The following is a 17867-nucleotide window of genomic DNA, read 5'->3' on the forward strand; positions in this document are numbered from 1 at the left end:
TGGCATGTCGGAAGCCGCAGCAGCGCCCCTCGCCGAGCCGCGGCCGCCGCGCAAGCTCTACCGCAGCAGCGACGGACGCTGGCTCGGTGGTGTCGCGCGGGGGCTCGCCGGGCACCTCGGGCTGCCCGTGATCTGGGTCCGGCTCGTCTTCGTCGGGCTGTTCATGGCCGACGGGCTCGGCGCGCTGCTGTACGCCGCGTTCTGGTTCTTCGTCCCGCTCGGCGTCGGCGGTGTCGAGGCGCAGAAGCCGCCGTCGTTCGCCACCGCGGAGACCTCGCCCGACGGGCGGCGCAGACTCGTCGCCCGGCGGCCCGACAAGGGCCAGATCGTGGCGCTGCTCCTGATGGTCGTGGTGGCCCTGGTCTTCGTGGGCAACGTGAACCTCGGCGGCGGGGCCCGGGTCTACCTGTGGCCGACGGTGCTCGTCGGCGCCGGTGTCGCCCTGGTGTGGCGGCAGGCGGACAACGCCCGCCGGGCCCGCTGGGCGGAGGTCGGCCGCCGCAGACGCACCGTCGCCCTGCTGCGCTCGGTGGGGGGCGTGCTGCTGGTCACGGCCGGTGTCTCCGGCATCGTCGTGCTCCAGGGCTCCGCCGCCCACCTCGGTTCCGTGCTCCAGGCGGCCCTCGCGGTCCTCGTCGGGATCACGCTGCTGGCCGGGCCCTACCTGGTGCGGATGACGCAGGACCTGTCCGAGGAACGGCTGATGCGCATCCGTGCCCAGGAGCGCGCGGAGGTCGCCGCCCATGTGCACGACTCGGTGCTGCACACCCTCACGCTGATCCAGCGCAACGCGGAGAACCCGGGGGAGGTGCGACGGCTGGCCCGTGCCCAGGAGCGCGACCTGCGGACCTGGCTGTACAAGCCCGAGGGCACCGGCAAGGACGAGGCCGACGAGCCCACCACCCTCGCCGACGCCGTGCGGCGCAACGCGGCCGAGGTGGAGGACAAGCACGGCGTGCCCCTGGAGGTCGTGGTGGTCGGCGACTGCCCCCTCGACGAGCGGATCGCCGCACAGATGCAGGCCGCGCGCGAAGCGATGGTGAACGCCGCCAAGTACGGTGGCGAGGGCGGGGCCGTGCAGGTCTACGCCGAGGTCGAGGGGAAGACGGTCTTCGTGTCCGTCCGGGACCGCGGTCCCGGCTTCGACCTCGACTCGATACCCGCCGACCGGATGGGTGTCAGAGAATCGATCATCGGCCGCATGGAGCGCAACGGCGGGACGGCGCGGCTGCGCGCGGTGCCGGACGGCGGCACGGAGGTCGAGCTGGAGATGGAGAGGGCGGAGAAGACGTCATGAGCGACCCGACCGAGGCGGCGAACGGTACGGCCGGACCGGACCAGGCGGCCGGGGCCGCGGAGTCGGGCGGCGGCCCGGGGCGTCATGTGCGCGTGGTCCTCGTCGACGACCACCGCATGTTCCGCACCGGCGTCCAGGCGGAGATCGGGCAGACCGCGCAGACCGGCGTGGAGGTCGTCGGCGAGGCCGCGGACGTCGACCAGGCCGTCACGGTCATCACCGCCACCCGGCCGGAGGTCGTGCTCCTGGACGTGCACCTCCCGGGCGGCGGCGGGATGGAAGTGCTGCGCCGCTGCGCGCCGTTGATGGCGGCCACCGAGCAGCCCGTGCGCTTCCTGGCGCTGTCCGTGTCGGACGCCGCCGAGGACGTGATCGGCGTGATCCGCGGCGGCGCCCGGGGCTACGTCACCAAGACCATCACGGGCACGGACCTGGTGGACTCGATCTTCCGCGTCCAGGAGGGCGACGCCGTGTTCTCCCCGCGGCTGGCCGGTTTCGTCCTGGACGCCTTCGCCTCCACCGACGCCCCGCCCGTCGACGAGGACCTGGACCGCCTCACCCAGCGCGAGCGGGAGGTGCTGCGGCTGATCGCGCGGGGCTACGCGTACAAGGAGATCGCCAAGCAGCTGTACATCTCGGTGAAGACGGTCGAGTCCCACGTCTCGGCGGTGCTGCGCAAGCTCCAGCTGTCCAACCGGCACGAGCTCACCCGCTGGGCGACGGCCCGCCGGCTGGTGTGAGCCCGCAGGCTGGTGCGATCCCGCCGGTCGGTGTGAGCCCGCGGGCAGGTGCCGGCCCGCCCGCTCACGCCACCCGTGTCGCCCCCGCGAAGGGCATCTCGTCGAGCGGGGCGACGCGGACCGGGGCGGACGGGTTCGGGGCGTGGATCATCCGCCCGTCGCCGACGTAGATGCCGACGTGGCTGATCCCGGCGTAGAAGAAGACCAGGTCGCCGGGGAGGAGTTCGGAGCGGGAGACGCGGCGCCCGGCGGCGATCTGGGAGTACGTGGTGCGCGGCAGGGAGACGCCCGCCGAGCGGTAGGCGGCCTGGACGAGCCCGGAGCAGTCGAAGGCGTTCGGGCCGGTCGCGCCCCAGACGTAGGGGCTGCCGAGTTTGGCGTAGGCGTAGGAGACGGCGGCGGCCGCCCGCGGGCCCGGCGCCCGGGCCGTGGCGGATCCGGGAGGGGCGAGGGTGTCCCGCGCGCCGGCCGAGCGGGTCGCGCGGTCGGATGATCCGCCCACCTGGGAACGTTCCTGCGGAGTCAGCCGGGACAGCAGCTGCCGTGCGGAGTCCAGCTTGCCGGTGACGGCCGTCCGGTGGCGCTTCAGCTCCGCCTGCCGTGCCTTGAGGGAGGCCAGCTCGACGCGGGCGGCACCGCGCAGCTGCTCGATCTCGCGGAGCCGGCTGCGCACCCGCCGGACGGCGGCACTCTGCCGGTCGCCCGCCCGCTCGACGAACTCCGCGTTCTCCAGATAGCGGTCGGGGTCGTCGGACAGGGCCAGCTGCATCGCCGGGTCCAGGCCACCGGAGCGGTACTGCGCGGCGGCGACCGAGCCGAGCGCCTGCCGGGCCGCGTCGAGCCGTTCCTGCGAGCGGGCCGCCCGGTCCTGCAACCCCCTCAGCCGCTGCCGGGCCCCGTCCGCCTGCTCCTTCGCGCCGTTGTACTTCTCGGTGGCGGCCTCCGCCTGCCGGTACAGCCTGGCCACTTCCGCCCTGACCTGGCCGGGGGTGCGCTGCGGTTCGGCGTGCCCGGTTCCGTCGAAGCCCGTCGCCGTCGCCGCGGAGGCGAGCGCGATCGTGGCGGCCGTACGGGCCGTGCCGCCGGCCATGGGGCGTTGTCGGGGCTTGCGGTGCGCTGCCACCTGGGGGCCACGTCCTTTCCTCGACCGCCGGTGGGGGTGTGCGGTCGCCGGGAGCGGACGGGCGGCCTGCGCGTCCGGCGGCGGCCCGCACAGGGGAGACGGGCCGCCGCCGGACTTTTCTCGGCGGTGGTGTCCGACTGCCGCCCCTGGCCCGGGCGGCGGTGGGGAGCCGGTCACCTGGTGAAGGACGGTAGAGGTGCGCGTGCGGCCCTCGTGGCGGGTGTGCGGAACTGTCCCCGGAGGACCGGTGGTGACCGTATGCGACCAAGATCCCGCCTCGGCCTCCCTCGCTTCACTCAGCGTGATGACCGATGCCGGGGATCATGGGCGAACGACCGTGATCGGGTGCTATGGGGCGCATATATGCACCACCGGGCCGATTCCGGGTGGCCGGGCCGGAGCCGGATCGCCGGGCTCGGGATGCCGGGCCGGTGTCGGGCGGCCGGACGGGCCCTGGCTAGGCTCCGGCCTCATGGACGTCCTCATCCACCTCTTCGTCGGCCTGCACATCATCGGCATCGCCTCGCTCCTGGGCGGCTTCCTCACCCAGATGAAGGCGATGGGCGAGGGTACGGCCCGCTTCACGCCCGCGATGCTGCACGGCGCACTGACCATGCTGGTCACCGGCGTGGCCCTGGTCGGCCTCAACCAGGCCGACGACCAGTCCGTGAACAACATCAAGATCGGCGTGAAGCTGGCGCTCCTGGTCGTGATCCTCGGCCTGGTCTACGTGAAGCGCGACGAGGAGCGGGTGGACAAGGGCCTGTTCGGTCTGGTCGGACTGCTCACCACGGCCAACGTCTTCATCGCCGTGCTCTGGACCTGACCCGGGAGGGCCGGGCGCCGGCCCGGGCCGAGGCGGCCGCCCAGACGGTGCAGGCGAGCCACGCGGCCACGGCCGCCCACAGCAGCGCCTGGCCGGCGACGTCCAGCCAGGCGACGTCGAGCGCCGTGGCGACCTCCAGGGTGGCCGTCGCCGTCACGGCCCAGCAGAACACGGTCGCCCAGCGCCGCGCGTCGTAGTGGTGCCGCGGCCAGAACAGCTCGGCGACCAGCAGGGCGACGCAGGCGACCGCGGCGAGCACGAGCAGGGTGACGGCGGTGTTGCGCAGGGCGTCGCCGTCGTCCTCGTTCCACAGGTAGAGGCGGGAGCTGTCGGCGGACAGCAGTTGCGCCCCGGCCAGCGCCGAGACCGCCAGCGCGCCCTCCGCGAACCAGTGGTCGCCGCGCCCCTCCTCCACCTGCCGTGGCTGGAAGCGGAACAGGGCGAAGCCGTACAGCGCGAGCCCCAGCCACAGCAGCACCAGGGCCGCGTGGGCCGGCCAGGCCAGCGACTCGGCCGCGGCCAGGGCCGCCGCCAGCACGGCGAGGCACTGGGTGGCCACACACCGCAGGAACACCGTTCCCCGCCGGCCGCCGACCTCCACGGCCAGCAGCACCGCCCAGACCAGCGCGGACAGGGCCAGCAGCGCCCAGCCCACGGACCGCAGACCCGCGGCGGTGAAACCGGTGCCGAGGAGGGCGGCGGCCGCCGCGGTGGTGAACACCGCCGGCACCTCCGCCCGCCACGCGCCGCGTGCCCGCTGCAGCAGGCTCACGGCCGACACCAGCCACGCCCCGCAGGCCAGGGCCAGCACGACGCGGGAGAGGGTGGCGTGACCCGCGGAGTCGAGACCGACCGACACGGTGCCGGTCGCCAGCGCATACGTCGCCCACCAGGTGGCAAACGGGGAGGGACCGGACATAGCGCCGATGCTAGAGAGCAACGCGCGCCGGAGGTGAGGGGCACGCGCGCGTGCCCCTCAAAAACGTCCGTGTCCGCTCAGGCGGGCCGCACCACGCTGTGGATCGCCGACTCGCCGTCGTAGTAGACCGACTCCTCGCGCACGTACGTGCCCGGCTTCGGCGCGTGGATCATCATGCCGTTGCCGATGTACAGCCCGACGTGCGTGACGTCGTCGTAGAAGAAGACCAGGTCGCCCGGCCGGGCCTGGGACACCGGGACGGTGGTGCCGGCGTCGACCTGGTCGTAGGTCGTGCGCGGGAGGGTGACGCCGGCGGCCTTCCAGGCGGCCTGGGTGAGGCCCGAGCAGTCGTAGGAGCCGGGACCGACGGCACCCCAGACGTACGGCTTGCCGATCTGGGCGCGCGCGAACGCCAGGGCCTTGTCCGCCTTGGTGGCGTACGAGGAGTCCACCGGGGCCGGCGTGGAGGGCGAGCCGGAGTCCTGCGACGGCGAGCCGCTCTCCTGCCGGGGGGCCTCCTCGCGCTGGGTCTGCTCCTGCGCGGTCTGCTGCCGGGCCAGCTCGGCGGCCCGGCGGGCGGCTTCCCGCTGCTTCTCCTGCTCGATGGCCGCGAGCCGCGCCTTCTCCTCGGCGGTCAGCCGCGACATCAGCGCGCGGGCGTCGGCCAGCTTGCGCTGGACGGTCGCCTTGGCCGCCTTCAGGTCGCCCTGGGCGTCGGTGAGCTTCTCCAGGCTCTCGGTGGCCTCCCGGCGCTTCGTCATCGTCTCGGACTGCTGGGTGACGAAGTCGTCGACCGCTTCCTTCTGGCGGCCGGTCATCCGGTCCATCAGCTGGGTCTGGTCGAAGTAGTCCTGCGGGGTGTCCGCGAGCAGGAACGTCGCCGTCTCCGGCGCGGCCGCCCCCGTGCGGTACTGGGCGGAGGCGTAGGAGCCGAGCTTCTCGCGCGCCTCGTTGAGCTTCCCGGCGCGCTGCGCGACGTCGTCGAGGAGGGTGTCGACGCGCTTGCGCTGCTTGGCGGTCTTCTCCTTGGCCCCGTTGTACTTCTCGGTCGCCGACTCGGCCTGGCGGTACAGGTCGTCGACTTTCTTCTCGACTTCTTCGAGGCTGGGCTTGTCGTCGGCCTCGGGGGCGGCGTTGGCCGACTGGGACAGCAGGGCCACGGAGGTGAGGGCCGCCGTTGCCAGGGCGGGGGTCCGTATGCCTGCCACGCGCGAACCGGTGGGACGCGACTTGCGGTGCGACGCCAAGGGAGGCGACTCCTTCCATCGTCCGCCTACCGGGTTAGCTGTCGGGTTCGGGCGGGTGGTTCGGAAGGGTTGCCCTACGGCCTTCTCCGGATCAGGAGGCGGGCCGATTCACCCCGGGGTTCTCGGTTGGGTCCCCGGCTCCGGCTGCCGCTGCGGCACACCGGACTCGGCGGAGGCCGCGCGGCCCGGCGACGTTCGCCGGAAACGGTCGTGCGGCCTGGTCGCACGGTAGCCAACTCGTGTGGCCTCTGTGAAGGTTGATGGGTGATATGCCCGATACATTTTCGTGACCTTCCCGGGGAGCGTTGCTCGGAGTGAACGATCCAGGCGGCTCGGTCCTGATTTGCCCGGGATTGTTGCGGACATAGCGGAACGTGATCATGCGGCGCTGGAGGGTGACATCGCGCCACGGGCCCGGCCGCCCCGCCGGTGCCCGGGGCGATGTCTCCGGGGTGGCGGCGGACTGTCAGTGGGGCGCCCTAGACTCGGAGAGCGATGAGCAGCCTCTTTGACGACAACTTCCTGGCGAGCCTCCAGGCCCAGCGGGGCCCCGCGGACGAGCCCCCGCCGCCCCCCGAGGACGATCACGCTCCGGAGCCGCTTCCGGACGATCTGTTCGGCGGGAAGTTCGACGTGCCGCCGGACCGCGACACCCACTACCGGGACGGCGCCCCCCGCCCGGTGATCGACGCCGCCGCGCTGCTGGAAGGGCTCAACGACAACCAGCGGGCCGCCGTCGTCCACTCCGGCTCCCCGCTGCTCATCGTCGCCGGCGCCGGCTCCGGCAAGACCCGCGTGCTCACCCACCGCATCGCCCACCTGCTGGCCGAGCGGCACGTGCACCCGGGGCAGATCCTCGCGATCACCTTCACCAACAAGGCCGCCGGCGAGATGAAGGAGCGCGTCGAGCAGCTCGTCGGCCCGCGCGCCAACGCCATGTGGGTCATGACCTTCCACAGCGCGTGCGTGCGCATCCTGCGCCGGGAGAGCAAGAAGCTCGGCTTCACCTCCTCCTTCTCGATCTACGACGCCGCCGACTCCAAGCGCCTCATGGCCCTGGTCTGCCGCGACCTGGACCTCGACCCCAAGCGCTTCCCGCCCAAGTCCTTCAGCGCCAAGATCAGCAACCTGAAGAACGAGCTGATCGACGAGGAGGACTTCGCCGCCCAGGCCACCGACGGTTTCGAGAAGACCCTCGCCCAGGCCTACGCCATGTACCAGTCGCGGCTGCGCGAGGCGAACGCCCTCGACTTCGACGACCTGATCATGACGACGGTCAACCTGCTGCGCGCCTTCCCGGACGTCGCCGAGCACTACCGCCGCCGCTTCCGCCACGTCCTGGTCGACGAGTACCAGGACACCAACCACGCCCAGTACGCCCTCGTGCGCGAGCTGGTCGGCACCTCCGAGCACCCGGTCGACGTACCGCCCGAGGCCGAGGTGCCGCCCGCCGAGCTGTGCGTGGTGGGCGACGCCGACCAGTCGATCTACGCCTTCCGCGGCGCGACGATCCGCAACATCCTCCAGTTCGAGGAGGACTACCCGGACGCGACGACGATCCTGCTCGAGCAGAACTACCGCTCCACGCAGACCATCCTGTCCGCGGCCAACGCCGTCATCGAGCGCAACGAGTCCCGCCGCCCCAAGAACCTGTGGACCAACGCGGGCACCGGTGCGCGGATCACCGGCTACGTCGCCGACACCGAGCACGACGAGGCGCAGTTCGTCGCCGACGAGATAGACCGCCTCACCGACGCCGGCGAGGCCAAGGCGGGCGACGTCGCGGTCTTCTACCGCACCAACGCCCAGTCCCGTGTCTTCGAAGAGGTCTTCATCCGCGTCGGCCTGCCCTACAAGGTCGTCGGCGGCGTGCGCTTCTACGAGCGCAAGGAGGTCCGGGACGTCCTGGCCTACCTGCGCGTGCTGTCCAACCCCGAGGACTCGGTGCCGCTGCGCCGGATCCTCAACGTCCCCAAGCGGGGCATCGGCGACCGCGCCGAGGCGATGATCGACGCCCTGTCCCAGCGCGAGAAGATCAGCTTCCCGCAGGCGCTCAAGCGCGTCGACGAGGCGTACGGCATGGCCGCGCGCTCCACCAACGCCGTCAAGCGGTTCAACACGCTGATGGAGGACCTCCGCACGATCGTCGAGTCCGGCGCCGGGCCTGCCACCGTCCTGGAGGCCGTGCTGGAGCGCACCGGCTACCTGGCCGAACTCCAGGCGTCCACCGACCCGCAGGACGAGACCCGGATCGAGAACCTCCAGGAACTCGCCGCCGTCGCCATGGAGTTCGAGCAGGAGCGCGGCGAGGACGCGGAGACCGGCGGCACGCTGTCCGACTTCCTCGAACAGGTCGCCCTGGTCGCCGACTCCGACCAGATCCCCGACGAGGAGGACGGCGACGGCGTCATCACGCTGATGACCCTGCACACCGCCAAGGGCCTGGAGTTCCCGGTCGTCTTCCTCACCGGCATGGAGGACGGCGTCTTCCCCCACATGCGCGCCCTGGGGGAGAACAAGGAACTGGAGGAGGAGCGCCGCCTGGCCTACGTCGGGATCACGCGCGCCCGGGAGCGGCTGTATCTGACGCGGTCCACCCTGCGCAGCGCCTGGGGCCAGCCCTCGTACAACCCGCCCTCCCGGTTCCTGGAGGAGATCCCGCCGGCCCACGTCGAGTGGAAGCGCACGGGTGCGACCGTGCCCGCGTCCTCCGGGCCGGTCTCCGCGGTCGCGGCCTCCCTGTCCTCGTCCCGCTCGCGCTCCTCGGCGTCCGGCGCCTCCGGCTTCGCCACGCGCCGCACCGCCGAGAAGCCGGTGGTGGCGCTGACCGTGGGGGACCGGGTCACCCACGACCAGTTCGGCCTCGGCACGGTCGTCGCGGTCAAGGGCACGGGAGCGAACGCCGAGGCGACGATCGACTTCGGCGACACCAAGCCCAAGCGGCTGCTGCTGCGCTACGCGCCGGTGGAGAAGCTCTGATCCGCTGAGCGGAGGCTCCCGTTCGCACGCCGCGGGCGGGAGCCGGGCGCCGGGAACCGCCGGGGCGCCCCCGGCGGCCGGACGGTCAGGCCGGGTTGATGCCGTGGCTGCGCAGCCACGGGAGCGGGTCGATCGCCGAGCCGCCGCCCGGACGCACCTCGAAGTGCAGGTGCGGACCGGTGGAGTTGCCCGAGTTGCCGGAGCGGGCGATCGGGTCGCCGGCCTTCACGGCCGTACCGGAGGGGACGGTGTAGGTGGAGAGGTGGCAGTACCACGTCTCCGTGCCGTCCTTCGCGGTCACGATCATCATGTTGCCGTAGGCGCTGTTCCACTGCGTGCGCACGGTGCCGTCGGTCGCGGCCATCACGGTCGTGCCGTACGCGACGGGGAAGTCGATGCCCGTGTGCAGGGACATCCAGTTGATGCCCGACTGGCCGTAGTAGGCGCTCAGTCCGTGCTGCGAGACCGGCAGGGCGAACTTGGGGCGCAGCCGCTCCTTGCGGGCCGCCTCCTCCGCCGCCCGCTTCTTCTCGGCGACCTGCTGGGCCTTGAGGTCGATGCGCTCCTGCGTCCGGCTGGCCCGGTCGGCGAAGTCGTCGGCGCCGGCGGCGAGGCTCTGCAACTGCGTGTCGAGCTTGTTGTTGGCGGCGGCCGGCTTCACCGGCTGCACGTCCGCGGCCGTCGTGTGCGCCTCGGCCGCGCTGTCGTCGGTGAAGCTGCCCACCGACGCGGCCGCGATCCCCGCGACACCCATCACGCACGCCGACGGCACCGCGACGGTCAGCAGCGCCGAACGCTTCGGCGGCGTACGGCGGCGGGAGCGGGACCCGGCCCGCGCCGCGGCCCGGGAACCGGGGGGCGCGACCTCTTCCTGGCCGTCCAGGAGCGGGCCGACGGCGGGCAGTTCACCGGTGGAGGCCGTCTCGCCGCCGTCGGCGGCGGGCCCGTGGCCGGTGGGGTCGTCGTAGCCGACGTGCTCGAACGTCGCGGTCTCGAGCTGGTCGAAGGGCACCGGCTCGGACGGGTCGAACTGCGTCGGCTCGTGCGCCTCGAACGGCGTCGGCTCGCGCTGCTCGAAGGTTTCGGCAGGGTGCTCGTGGCCGTCGCCGGCCGGTGCCGAGCCGTCGGAGTTCCACTGCGTGGCGTCGTAGGCGCCGGTGTCGAAGGTCTGCGTGCCCCAGTCCCACTGCTGGGTGTGGCCGGCCGCGTTGCCCGACGGGTCCGGCTGGAGCCAGGCGCCGCTGTCCCACTGGCCGGTGGCGTCCGGGGCCGGGGACGGCGACGGGATGCCCGCCACCGGCTGCTGCCCGGTCGCCCAGGAGGTCGTGTCGTAGACGCCGGTGTCATAGGCGGCGTGGTGCTGGGCCGCGTAGGCGTCATAGTTCGCGTGCTCGGGGGTACCCGTGGACCACTGACCGGAGTTGTAGGCACCCGTGTCGTGGCCGTTGCCCGGCATGTCGCCGAAGAGGGGGTCCGTGGCGAAGCTCGGAGCGGAGTGGGCGGAGGCGTCGAGCCCCGCGCCGTCGCCGGAGGGAAAACCGGTGGCGGGGTGGTCGCCGTACGTGGTGAAGTCGCCGTACGGGGCTTCCTGGGTGCCGTACGACGCGTAGTGCGCCGAGTCGGCGTCGGAAGCCGGAGCCGGGGGCATGGTCCCCGACGGGTGACGGTCGTTCACCAACTTCTCTTTCGCCTCGACAACAGGGGCTGCCAGAGCAGTGCGGCGACTGTACCCGGCGGTACGCGGGCACGACAATCTTCGGCAGGTTTCACGCGCGCAGGAAACGGGCATTCGGCCGTGTTTTGACGGATGCGGGCGCGGGCTTGGCCTTGTGTTCGAGGTTTGTTCGAAGCTGATCGGGGCTGCGCGGTCCTGTGGCGGCTGTATGACGAATTTCAGGCCACCGTCAGACCACCGGCGGCATCCCCCGCCGGGCCGTCGGCCCCGTCCGCGGAGGGTTCCCCCGGGTGTGCCGCGTCGAGAGCCTCCCGGATCCCGGCGGCGACCGCGGGATACACGGGCAGGGCGAGATGGCCGATGCCGGTGACCCGTACGGTGCGCACCGACAGATCGGGATGGTCGATGCGGGCCGCCTCCGGCGGGACCATCACATGATCCAGGTCGCTCCAGAAGGCGACGAAGTGCGTACGGCAGTCAGGGGCGGGCAGGGCGAGCTCCTCGAGCACCGGTGAGCCGGGGCGCATCTGGCGCACGATGGGGTGCGCGTCGGCCAGGCGCGCCGCCCGGGTGCCCGCATGCGGTGTGCCGAGCGTGACGAGGGTCCGCACCCGCGTGTCACCGCCGAGCCGCTGCACGTAGTACCGCGCGATCAGACCCCCGAGGCTGTGCCCGACGATGTCGACCCGCTCGGCTCCGGTGCGCTCGCAGACCTCCTCGATGTGCCGGCCGAGGCGCTCCGCCGCGACCCGTATGTCGCACGTCAACGGCGAGTAGTTGAGGGACTCGACCCGGTGCCTGCCGTGCCGGGCGAGGGTGCGGCGCAGCAGGACGAAGACCGAGCGGTTGTCGATGAGCCCGTGCAGCAGGACCACGGGCGGCTTCGCCCGCGCGGGCAGCCGGGCGGCGCCGTCGCCGGCGGGTGCCGGGACCGGGGCGCGCCGTTCCCGAGTGATGCCGGAGGGGTAGAGGAGGAGGTGCCCGGCCAGGATCGCCAGCTCCAGGGCGGTCGCCTTGAGCAGGGCCGCGGACCATCCGCCCGGCAGGGCCGTCGCCGCGGGCGGCAGACTCCGGCCGGCCGGGAGGAACGGCAGGGAAGCACCGCTCATCCGGCCGACGGCTGCGATCACGCTGATCCCGGTGACCTTCACGGCCGACCTCCTGTCGGCACGCCTGGGGCGGCTTTGCCCCCCGTGTGCCCTCGTGGAAAGCAGCCGTGAAGACGGCCGGCGACGATCGCCCGAGCGGTGTGAGCCCCGTGGGCTGCGGGAACAGTGCGCGGCCTGTGGCGTGGGTGACGCCGGTGGTGCGACGAGGTCCCCGATCGGTGGGGTGACGAGGCTTCTCGCCGATGCGCCGTGCGTGCTCTCGCGTGTCGTGCCGGCCCTGTGTGCCTTCGCCGAAGTGCCGTACCGCCGCCGGGTGTGGTGGGTGCGGCGGCGAACGGGGGACCTCCTGGCGGCTCCCCTTGCGCTTGTCCCACCATGTGATTTCCCCCTCGGTCTGCACCTCGAAACTGCCGGGTGCGGGATCCTGGAGATAACGTTCGTTCACTTGCCCGGACGGTTCGGGGCGGGGCGTCCGTGCCGTGGCGCCGCAGCAGCTGCGGTGGGCGGCGGCCCGAGCGGTGTGTTCGGCGTGTACTGCGCGGGGGATCTGTGCGGTACTTGGCGGTACGGATGGATGTAGTCGCTTCATGGAGGCAGTGATGGGTGTGGCAGCCGGTCCGATCCGCGTGGTGGTGGCCAAGCCGGGGCTCGACGGCCACGATCGCGGGGCCAAGGTGATCGCGCGTGCCCTGCGCGACGCCGGTATGGAGGTCATCTACACGGGCCTGCACCAGACCCCGGAGCAGATCGTCGACACGGCGATCCAGGAGGACGCCGACGCGATCGGGCTCTCCATCCTCTCCGGCGCGCACAACACGCTCTTCGCGGCGGTGATCGACCTGCTCAAGGAGCGGGACGCCGAGGACATCCTGGTCTTCGGCGGCGGGATCATCCCCGAGGCGGACATCGCCCCGCTGAAGGAGAAGGGCGTCGCGGAGATCTTCACTCCCGGCGCGACCACCCAGGCGATCGTCGACTGGGTCCGCGCGAACGTCCGCCAGCCGGCCGGGGCGTAGGCCTCCGGCGGTTCGGGGCGTTCGGGCCGTTCGGGCCGTTCGGGCGGGTTGAGTGGAGCCGGTGGTCCGAGCGGGTTGGGCGGGTCGGCAGGTCGGGCGCGTTTAGCGGATCCCGGAGTTCGAGCGGGTCGGGTGGTCCGAGCGGGTCGGGCAGTTCGAGCGGGTGGGGCAGTTCGGGCGCGGCTGGTGTGGTGAGTGCCGGTGCGGTCGGTGTCGCTGACGCGGCGGATGCCGACCCGGTCGGGGCCGGGCGGACGGGCGGTGGTGCCCGCGGCCGGGTCCCCGGGTGTCACGGCGCCCGCAGTTCCTCCGTCATGGCCGCACGCAGCCGCAGGGTCGTGACCAGCCGCTGGAAGGCCTCCGCCCAGTAGCCGCCGGCCCCGGGCGAGGAATTCTCCGCCTCGTCCGGCACGGCCAGCAGGGCATCGAGACGGGCCGCCTCCGACGGATCCAGGCAGCGCTCGGCCAGTCCCATCACTCCGCTGAAACTCCATGGGTAACTCCCCGCGTCCCGGGCGATGTTGAGCGCGTCCACCACCGCCCGGCCGAGCGGCGGAGCCCACGGCACCGCACACACCCCGAGCAACTGGAACGCCTCGGACAGGCCGTGCGTGGCGATGAAACCGGCCACCCACTCGGCCCGTTCGGCGCCACCCAGCGTGTCGAGCAGCTTGGCGCGTTCGGCCAGCGACACCGCTCCGGGGCCGCCCGCCTCCGGGGCCGTGGGCTCGCCGAGCAGTGCCCGTGACCACGCGGCGTCCCCCTGGCGGGCCGCCGCCCGGCACCACGCCGCGTGCAGTTCGCCCTGCCAGCCGTCCGCCACGGGCAGGGCCACGATCTCCGCGGGTGTCCGGCCGCCCAGGCGTCCCGACCAGATGCCCAGCGGCGCCGCCTCCACCACCTGCCCGAACCACCATGATCGTTCACCCCGTCCCGCGGGTGCCTTGGGCACCACACCGTCGCGCTCCATACCGGAGTCGCACTCGTGCGGCGCTTCGACGACGATCGCCGGTCCTGGCTCCCGGGACTCACGGGCCCCCGCGTCCGCATCGTGTCCGTCGGCGGAGGAGGACGCCGTCCGCGTGTGGTCGATGGCCACGCAGGCCGCCGCCCGGACCGCCATCCGGGCGGCCAGCGCCGAACCGGGCAGCGACGACAGCAGTTCCGCCGCGGTCGCCCGGACGTTGCGGCTGCGGTCGGCGAGGGCCTGCTCCAGGAACGGCTCGTCCTCCGGGCCCAGGCCCGCGCGCAGGGAGTCGAGGAACATCAGCCGGTCCTCGGCCCGTTCGGTCGTCCAGGTCGCCGCGAGGAGCTCGCGGGCGGCGGCCGGGTCGCCGGAGCGCAACGCGGACAGCAGCGCGACCCGTTCCGCGAACAGGCCCTCCTGCCACAGCTGCTCGATCCCCTCGGCGTCGTCCAGGCGCGGCAGGGCCGCCCCACCGCCGGGCGTCGACCGCAGGGCGAACCGCCAGTCCGGGTTCAGCCGGGCCAGCCACAGGGCACGCGGCCCGGCGAACTCCAGTGCCGCCGGGCGCAGATCCGTACGGCCCCGGGCGGCGTCCAGCAGCGCCGGGAGCACGTGCGCAGGCGGTGCGAAGCCACGGGCGTTGGCCGTCGCGAGCCACTGCGGCAGCAGTTCCATCAGGTCGGGGGCCGCACCCCGGCGGCCACCGCCCGACGGGCCCGGGCGGTCGGCCAGGAGCAGGGCGAGCCTGCGGGCCGCCGCGGCCGGCAGCGGCGGGCGCGTGTCCGGCGGGGCAGGGTGCGGACGCTCGGCAGCCCGTGCCGGACGCAGACCGGCCCGGCGGCGCACGGTCTCCACGGCCGCCGCGTCCAGCAGGGCCGCCGGCGCGTCCGCACCCGGAGCGATGCCCGGCGGGGTGCGCCGGTCGGTGCCGAGCAGCGCGGTCGTGACGAGCCCTTCCCAGGCGCCCTCGGCGGGCGCGTCCACGGGTGTGGAGGTCCTGGTCATGAACTTCCCTTCTGCCGGACACCCGGGGGCGGTCGAGGACCGTCCTCTCCGGTTGTCCTGTGGTGCCGGACGATGCGTGGATCCGTGGGATGGGTGGCGGGTCGACGGGTGGATGGCCCGACGGGCCGGTGGGGCGACGGGTTGGCGGGTCGATGGGCGACGGGTGGGTGAGGTGAGTGCGGCGGTCGGCCCGTGGTGTGGGGGAGTCCGTGCGGCGCGGCGGGGGCGTCGCTGAACGCCTCGCCCCGCCGTCAGCAGAGGCTGACCGGGTCGCCAGCGCCCTCGGGCCAGGCCGTCAGTGGGGTGAAGCCCCGGTGGCCGCACTCGCCGAAGACCTTGACCGGCCCGCCGCCCGACAGGGCGACCAGCCGCCACAGGCCCGGACGGGACCGCGCCGCGGGGGTGAGCGGCAGGGCCGCGTCCTCGTCGGCGTCCGCCAACTGCCAGGAGCCGCCGTCCGGGACGGGGACGACCCGGTCCAGCGTGACGGGAACGGACTCCAGCCACGGGTCCTCGCGCAGGGCGTCGCCGTAGCGCGCGACCGCCCGGGTCGTCGTCAGGCCCGGCGGGCGGACCGCGGTCGGCGCGGGCGGGGCGAACTGCTCGCCCAGGGCGACCCGCAGCTGCCCGGCGCCGGGATACGCCGACACCTCGGCCTCCAGGGCCAGGCCCACCGGCAGCGACAACTCCGGGGCCCGGCCCGCGGCGCCGTAGGACAGGAGCAGGACCGTGCGCTGCGAGTCGGCGCCGTGCAGCCATGTCCGGCGGGTCGTCAGACGCGGGTCCGTCGTGTCGTACTGGGCGAGGACCAGCCAGCTGTCCTTGTGCGGCGGGCCGTCGGCGGAGGCCGGCAGGCCGATACGGGAGCGGACCGTGGCCGCGAGGCCGTCCGGAAGCCGCTCACGGCGCAGCCAGCCCTGGCCGAGGAGATGCAGCAGCGCACACTCCTCCAGCAGCCGCACCGGCCAGCCGGGACCGGTGGACGGGATGGCACCCAGCTCCCGGACCCGCGCGGCGAGACCCTGGGCCTGGGCGTCGACCATGCGGGCCGCCGTCTCCTCCCACAGCCCGTAACCCGCGTGCTCCGCCGAGGCCAGGCCCCCGCGGAGCAGGTCCGCCAGGCGCTGCTCCAGCTCGGTCGCGCCCGCCGTGACCCGCTCGGCCCGGCGCTCCGCCCGGCGGCGGGCGGCCTCCGGACCGGCGGAACCGGACGACCCCGCGGTGCCGTCCCCGCCCTTCCTGTCCTCAGCCTTCTCCTCGGCACGGCGGCGCCGGCCGGAGATCCACTGCTCGGCCCAGCCCGGCGGCTCCCCGGCCGGCACGGCCCCGTCCTCGCCCGCCCAGAGCAGCAGCAGCCCCAACGCGTGCTTGCACGGGAACTTGCGGCTCGGGCAACTGCACTTGTACGCGGGCCCGGACGCGTCCGCGAGGTCCACGACCGTTTGATACGGCTTGCTCCCGCTGCCCTTGCACAGCCCCCACACCGTCCCCTCGCCGGTACTCCCCGCCTCGGACCACGGCCCTGCCGTGCCGAGTTTGCTTCCCGCTTTGCGTGATGCCGCGTCAGGCGCAAGTGCCAGCACCTGGTCCGCGGTCCAGCGCACCCCCTGCTGAGTCATGGGACCGAAGGTAGATCCCGCCACTGACAATCGGCTCCGCGAGCATCGGCGGCCAGGCGTCCGCGACCGCGTTCACGCAGGTCGGAGCGCATTGTCAGTGGCGTGGTGTTACGTGGACCGCAGATCCGAACCGGGCGAGCTGGAGGGGGACTTTGCCATGACCGTGTCCGTGGAGCCGACGTCCGTCGAAGCGGGCGAGGCCCGACCGGCCGAGGCGTTGCGACCGCATGCCGAGGACGCCTTCGCGCAGGAACTGGCCGCGCTGGCCGCTCAGGACGACCGTCCGCGCCCGGTCCGCTGGAAGATGTCGCCGTGGGCCGTGGCCACGTACCTGCTCGGCGGCACCCTGCCCGACGGCACGGTGATCACGCCGAAGTACGTGGGACCGCGCCGCATCGTCGAGGTCGCCGTCACCACGCTCGCCACCGACCGCGCCCTGCTCCTGCTGGGCGTGCCCGGCACGGCGAAGACCTGGGTGTCCGAGCACCTGGCCGCGGCCGTCAGCGGCGACTCCACCCTGCTGGTGCAGGGCACCGCGGGCACCCCGGAGGAGGCCATCCGCTACGGGTGGAACTACGCGCAGCTGCTCGCCCACGGGCCGAGCCGTGACGCCCTCGTGCCCAGCCCGGTCATGCGGGCGATGGCGGAGGGCATGACCGCCCGGGTCGAGGAGCTCACCCGCATCCCGGCGGATGTCCAGGACACGCTCATCACGATCCTGTCGGAGAAGACGCTGCCGATACCGGAGCTCGGCCAGGAGGTGCAGGCGGTCCGCGGGTTCAACCTGATCGCCACGGCCAACGACCGCGACCGCGGGGTCAACGACCTGTCCAGCGCCCTGCGCCGCCGGTTCAACACGGTGGTGCTGCCGCTGCCGGAGAGCCCGGAAGCCGAGGTCGACATCGTCTCGCGCCGTGTCGACCAGATCGGCCGCTCCCTCGACCTGCCGGCCGCGCCCGACGGCCTCGACGAGATCCGCCGGGTCGTCACCGTCTTCCGGGAGCTGCGGGACGGCGTCACGACCGACGGCCGCACGAAGCTCAAGTCGCCCAGCGGCACCCTGTCCACGGCCGAGGCGATCTCCGTCGTCACCAACGGGCTCGCGCTGGCGGCCCACTTCGGCGACGGCGTGCTGCGGCCCGGCGACGTGGCCGCGGGCATCCTCGGCGCGGTGGTCCGCGACCCGGCGGCGGACCGCGTGATCTGGCAGGAGTACCTGGAGACGGTGGTGCGCGAGCGCGACGGCTGGAAGGACTTCTACCGGGCCTGCCGCGAGGTGAGCGGGTGAGTCACGCGGTGCGGGGGCCGGCCGCGGACACGGGACGGGAGGGGAGAACGGGAGGGG

General features: G+C 73.4%; 13 protein-coding genes and 1 riboswitch. Of the genes, 6 read left to right on the forward strand and 7 right to left on the reverse strand.

All coding sequences use genetic code 11. The annotated features are described in order from the left end of the window. Positions 1–4: 4 nt before the first annotated feature. On the forward strand, positions 5–1297 hold the full coding sequence (locus ACZ6ZN_RS14320; protein WP_451879665.1) for an ATP-binding protein: 1293 nt from the start codon (positions 5–7) through the stop codon (positions 1295–1297). After that, the gene (locus tag ACZ6ZN_RS14325; RefSeq protein WP_469646099.1) at positions 1294–2037 is read left to right on the forward strand and encodes a LuxR C-terminal-related transcriptional regulator; all 744 of its coding nucleotides are present in this window, start codon (positions 1294–1296) and stop codon (positions 2035–2037) included. The genes ACZ6ZN_RS14320 and ACZ6ZN_RS14325 overlap by 4 nt, the downstream gene beginning before the upstream one ends. A 64-nt stretch (positions 2038–2101) precedes the next feature. Here ACZ6ZN_RS14325 and ACZ6ZN_RS14330 read toward each other — a convergent pair whose 3' ends face one another. Beyond that, positions 2102–3160: a C40 family peptidase gene (locus tag ACZ6ZN_RS14330; protein ID WP_469646101.1), complete on the reverse strand. Its 1059-nt coding sequence runs from the start codon at positions 3158–3160 to the stop codon at positions 2102–2104. Between the two features lie 472 nt (positions 3161–3632). Here ACZ6ZN_RS14330 and ACZ6ZN_RS14335 point away from each other — a divergent pair, with 472 nt between their 5' ends. Next, on the forward strand, positions 3633–3986 hold the full coding sequence (locus ACZ6ZN_RS14335; protein ID WP_451879668.1) for a hypothetical protein: 354 nt from the start codon (positions 3633–3635) through the stop codon (positions 3984–3986). Here ACZ6ZN_RS14335 and ACZ6ZN_RS14340 read toward each other — a convergent pair. Together ACZ6ZN_RS14340 and ACZ6ZN_RS14345 are read right to left on the reverse strand one after the other, a co-directional pair. After that, positions 3964–4905, reverse strand: a complete 942-nt coding sequence (locus tag ACZ6ZN_RS14340; RefSeq protein ID WP_469646104.1) for an SLAC1 family transporter — start codon at positions 4903–4905, stop codon at positions 3964–3966. The two genes, ACZ6ZN_RS14335 and ACZ6ZN_RS14340, sit on opposite strands and share 23 nt — an antisense overlap. Before the next feature lie 77 nt (positions 4906–4982). Further along, positions 4983–6152, reverse strand: coding sequence for a C40 family peptidase (locus ACZ6ZN_RS14345; protein WP_469646108.1), 1170 nt, complete (start codon positions 6150–6152; stop codon positions 4983–4985). 8 nt (positions 6153–6160) lie between these two features. Next, positions 6161–6334, reverse strand: a riboswitch (cyclic di-AMP (ydaO/yuaA leader). A gap of 313 nt (positions 6335–6647) precedes the next feature. Between ACZ6ZN_RS14345 and pcrA the strand changes: the two genes are divergently transcribed. Then, positions 6648–9131: a DNA helicase PcrA gene (gene pcrA, locus ACZ6ZN_RS14350; protein WP_451879671.1), complete on the forward strand. Its 2484-nt coding sequence runs from the start codon at positions 6648–6650 to the stop codon at positions 9129–9131. Positions 9132–9216: 85 nt separating this feature from the next. Here the strand turns inward: pcrA and ACZ6ZN_RS14355 are convergent, their stop codons facing one another. After that, positions 9217–10806, reverse strand: coding sequence for a M23 family metallopeptidase (locus tag ACZ6ZN_RS14355; protein WP_469646111.1), 1590 nt, complete (start codon positions 10804–10806; stop codon positions 9217–9219). Positions 10807–11024: 218 nt separating this feature from the next. After that, the gene (locus ACZ6ZN_RS14360; RefSeq protein ID WP_469646901.1) at positions 11025–11915 is read right to left on the reverse strand and encodes an esterase/lipase family protein; all 891 of its coding nucleotides are present in this window, start codon (positions 11913–11915) and stop codon (positions 11025–11027) included. 599 nt (positions 11916–12514) lie between these two features. Here ACZ6ZN_RS14360 and ACZ6ZN_RS14365 point away from each other — a divergent pair. Continuing rightward, positions 12515–12931, forward strand: coding sequence for a cobalamin B12-binding domain-containing protein (locus ACZ6ZN_RS14365; RefSeq protein WP_398106976.1), 417 nt, complete (start codon positions 12515–12517; stop codon positions 12929–12931). Positions 12932–13220: 289 nt separating this feature from the next. Here the strand turns inward: ACZ6ZN_RS14365 and ACZ6ZN_RS14370 are convergent, their stop codons facing one another. Both ACZ6ZN_RS14370 and ACZ6ZN_RS14375 read right to left on the reverse strand, forming a co-directional pair. Beyond that, positions 13221–14903 (reverse strand): DUF5691 domain-containing protein, encoded by a 1683-nt coding sequence (locus tag ACZ6ZN_RS14370; RefSeq protein WP_469646112.1) that lies wholly within the window; start codon positions 14901–14903, stop codon positions 13221–13223. Positions 14904–15154: 251 nt separating this feature from the next. Continuing rightward, on the reverse strand, positions 15155–16522 hold the full coding sequence (locus tag ACZ6ZN_RS14375; RefSeq protein WP_469646116.1) for an SWIM zinc finger family protein: 1368 nt from the start codon (positions 16520–16522) through the stop codon (positions 15155–15157). A gap of 157 nt (positions 16523–16679) precedes the next feature. On the opposite strand from ACZ6ZN_RS14375, the gene ACZ6ZN_RS14380 reads away from it, so the two are divergent. Next, on the forward strand, positions 16680–17810 hold the full coding sequence (locus ACZ6ZN_RS14380; RefSeq protein ID WP_398106973.1) for an ATP-binding protein: 1131 nt from the start codon (positions 16680–16682) through the stop codon (positions 17808–17810). Positions 17811–17867 lie beyond the last annotated feature (57 nt).

Source organism: Streptomyces sp. NPDC053665, from assembly GCF_055585285.1.

What these genes read in the sequence shown, in the direction of transcription:
- ACZ6ZN_RS14320 (WP_451879665.1), top strand. Translation starts at nt 5, where the DNA reads ATGTCGGAAGCCGCAGCAGCGCCCCTCGCCGAGCCGCGGCCGCCGCGC.
- ACZ6ZN_RS14325 (WP_469646099.1), top strand. Translation starts at nt 1,294, where the DNA reads ATGAGCGACCCGACCGAGGCGGCGAACGGTACGGCCGGACCGGACCAG.
- ACZ6ZN_RS14335 (WP_451879668.1), top strand. Translation starts at nt 3,633, where the DNA reads ATGGACGTCCTCATCCACCTCTTCGTCGGCCTGCACATCATCGGCATC.
- ACZ6ZN_RS14340 (WP_469646104.1), bottom strand. Translation starts at nt 4,905, where the DNA reads ATGTCCGGTCCCTCCCCGTTTGCCACCTGGTGGGCGACGTATGCGCTG.
- pcrA (WP_451879671.1), top strand. Translation starts at nt 6,648, where the DNA reads ATGAGCAGCCTCTTTGACGACAACTTCCTGGCGAGCCTCCAGGCCCAG.
- ACZ6ZN_RS14360 (WP_469646901.1), bottom strand. Translation starts at nt 11,915, where the DNA reads ATGAGCGGTGCTTCCCTGCCGTTCCTCCCGGCCGGCCGGAGTCTGCCG.
- ACZ6ZN_RS14365 (WP_398106976.1), top strand. Translation starts at nt 12,515, where the DNA reads ATGGGTGTGGCAGCCGGTCCGATCCGCGTGGTGGTGGCCAAGCCGGGG.
- ACZ6ZN_RS14370 (WP_469646112.1), bottom strand. Translation starts at nt 14,903, where the DNA reads ATGACCAGGACCTCCACACCCGTGGACGCGCCCGCCGAGGGCGCCTGG.
- ACZ6ZN_RS14375 (WP_469646116.1), bottom strand. Translation starts at nt 16,522, where the DNA reads ATGACTCAGCAGGGGGTGCGCTGGACCGCGGACCAGGTGCTGGCACTT.
- ACZ6ZN_RS14380 (WP_398106973.1), top strand. Translation starts at nt 16,680, where the DNA reads ATGACCGTGTCCGTGGAGCCGACGTCCGTCGAAGCGGGCGAGGCCCGA.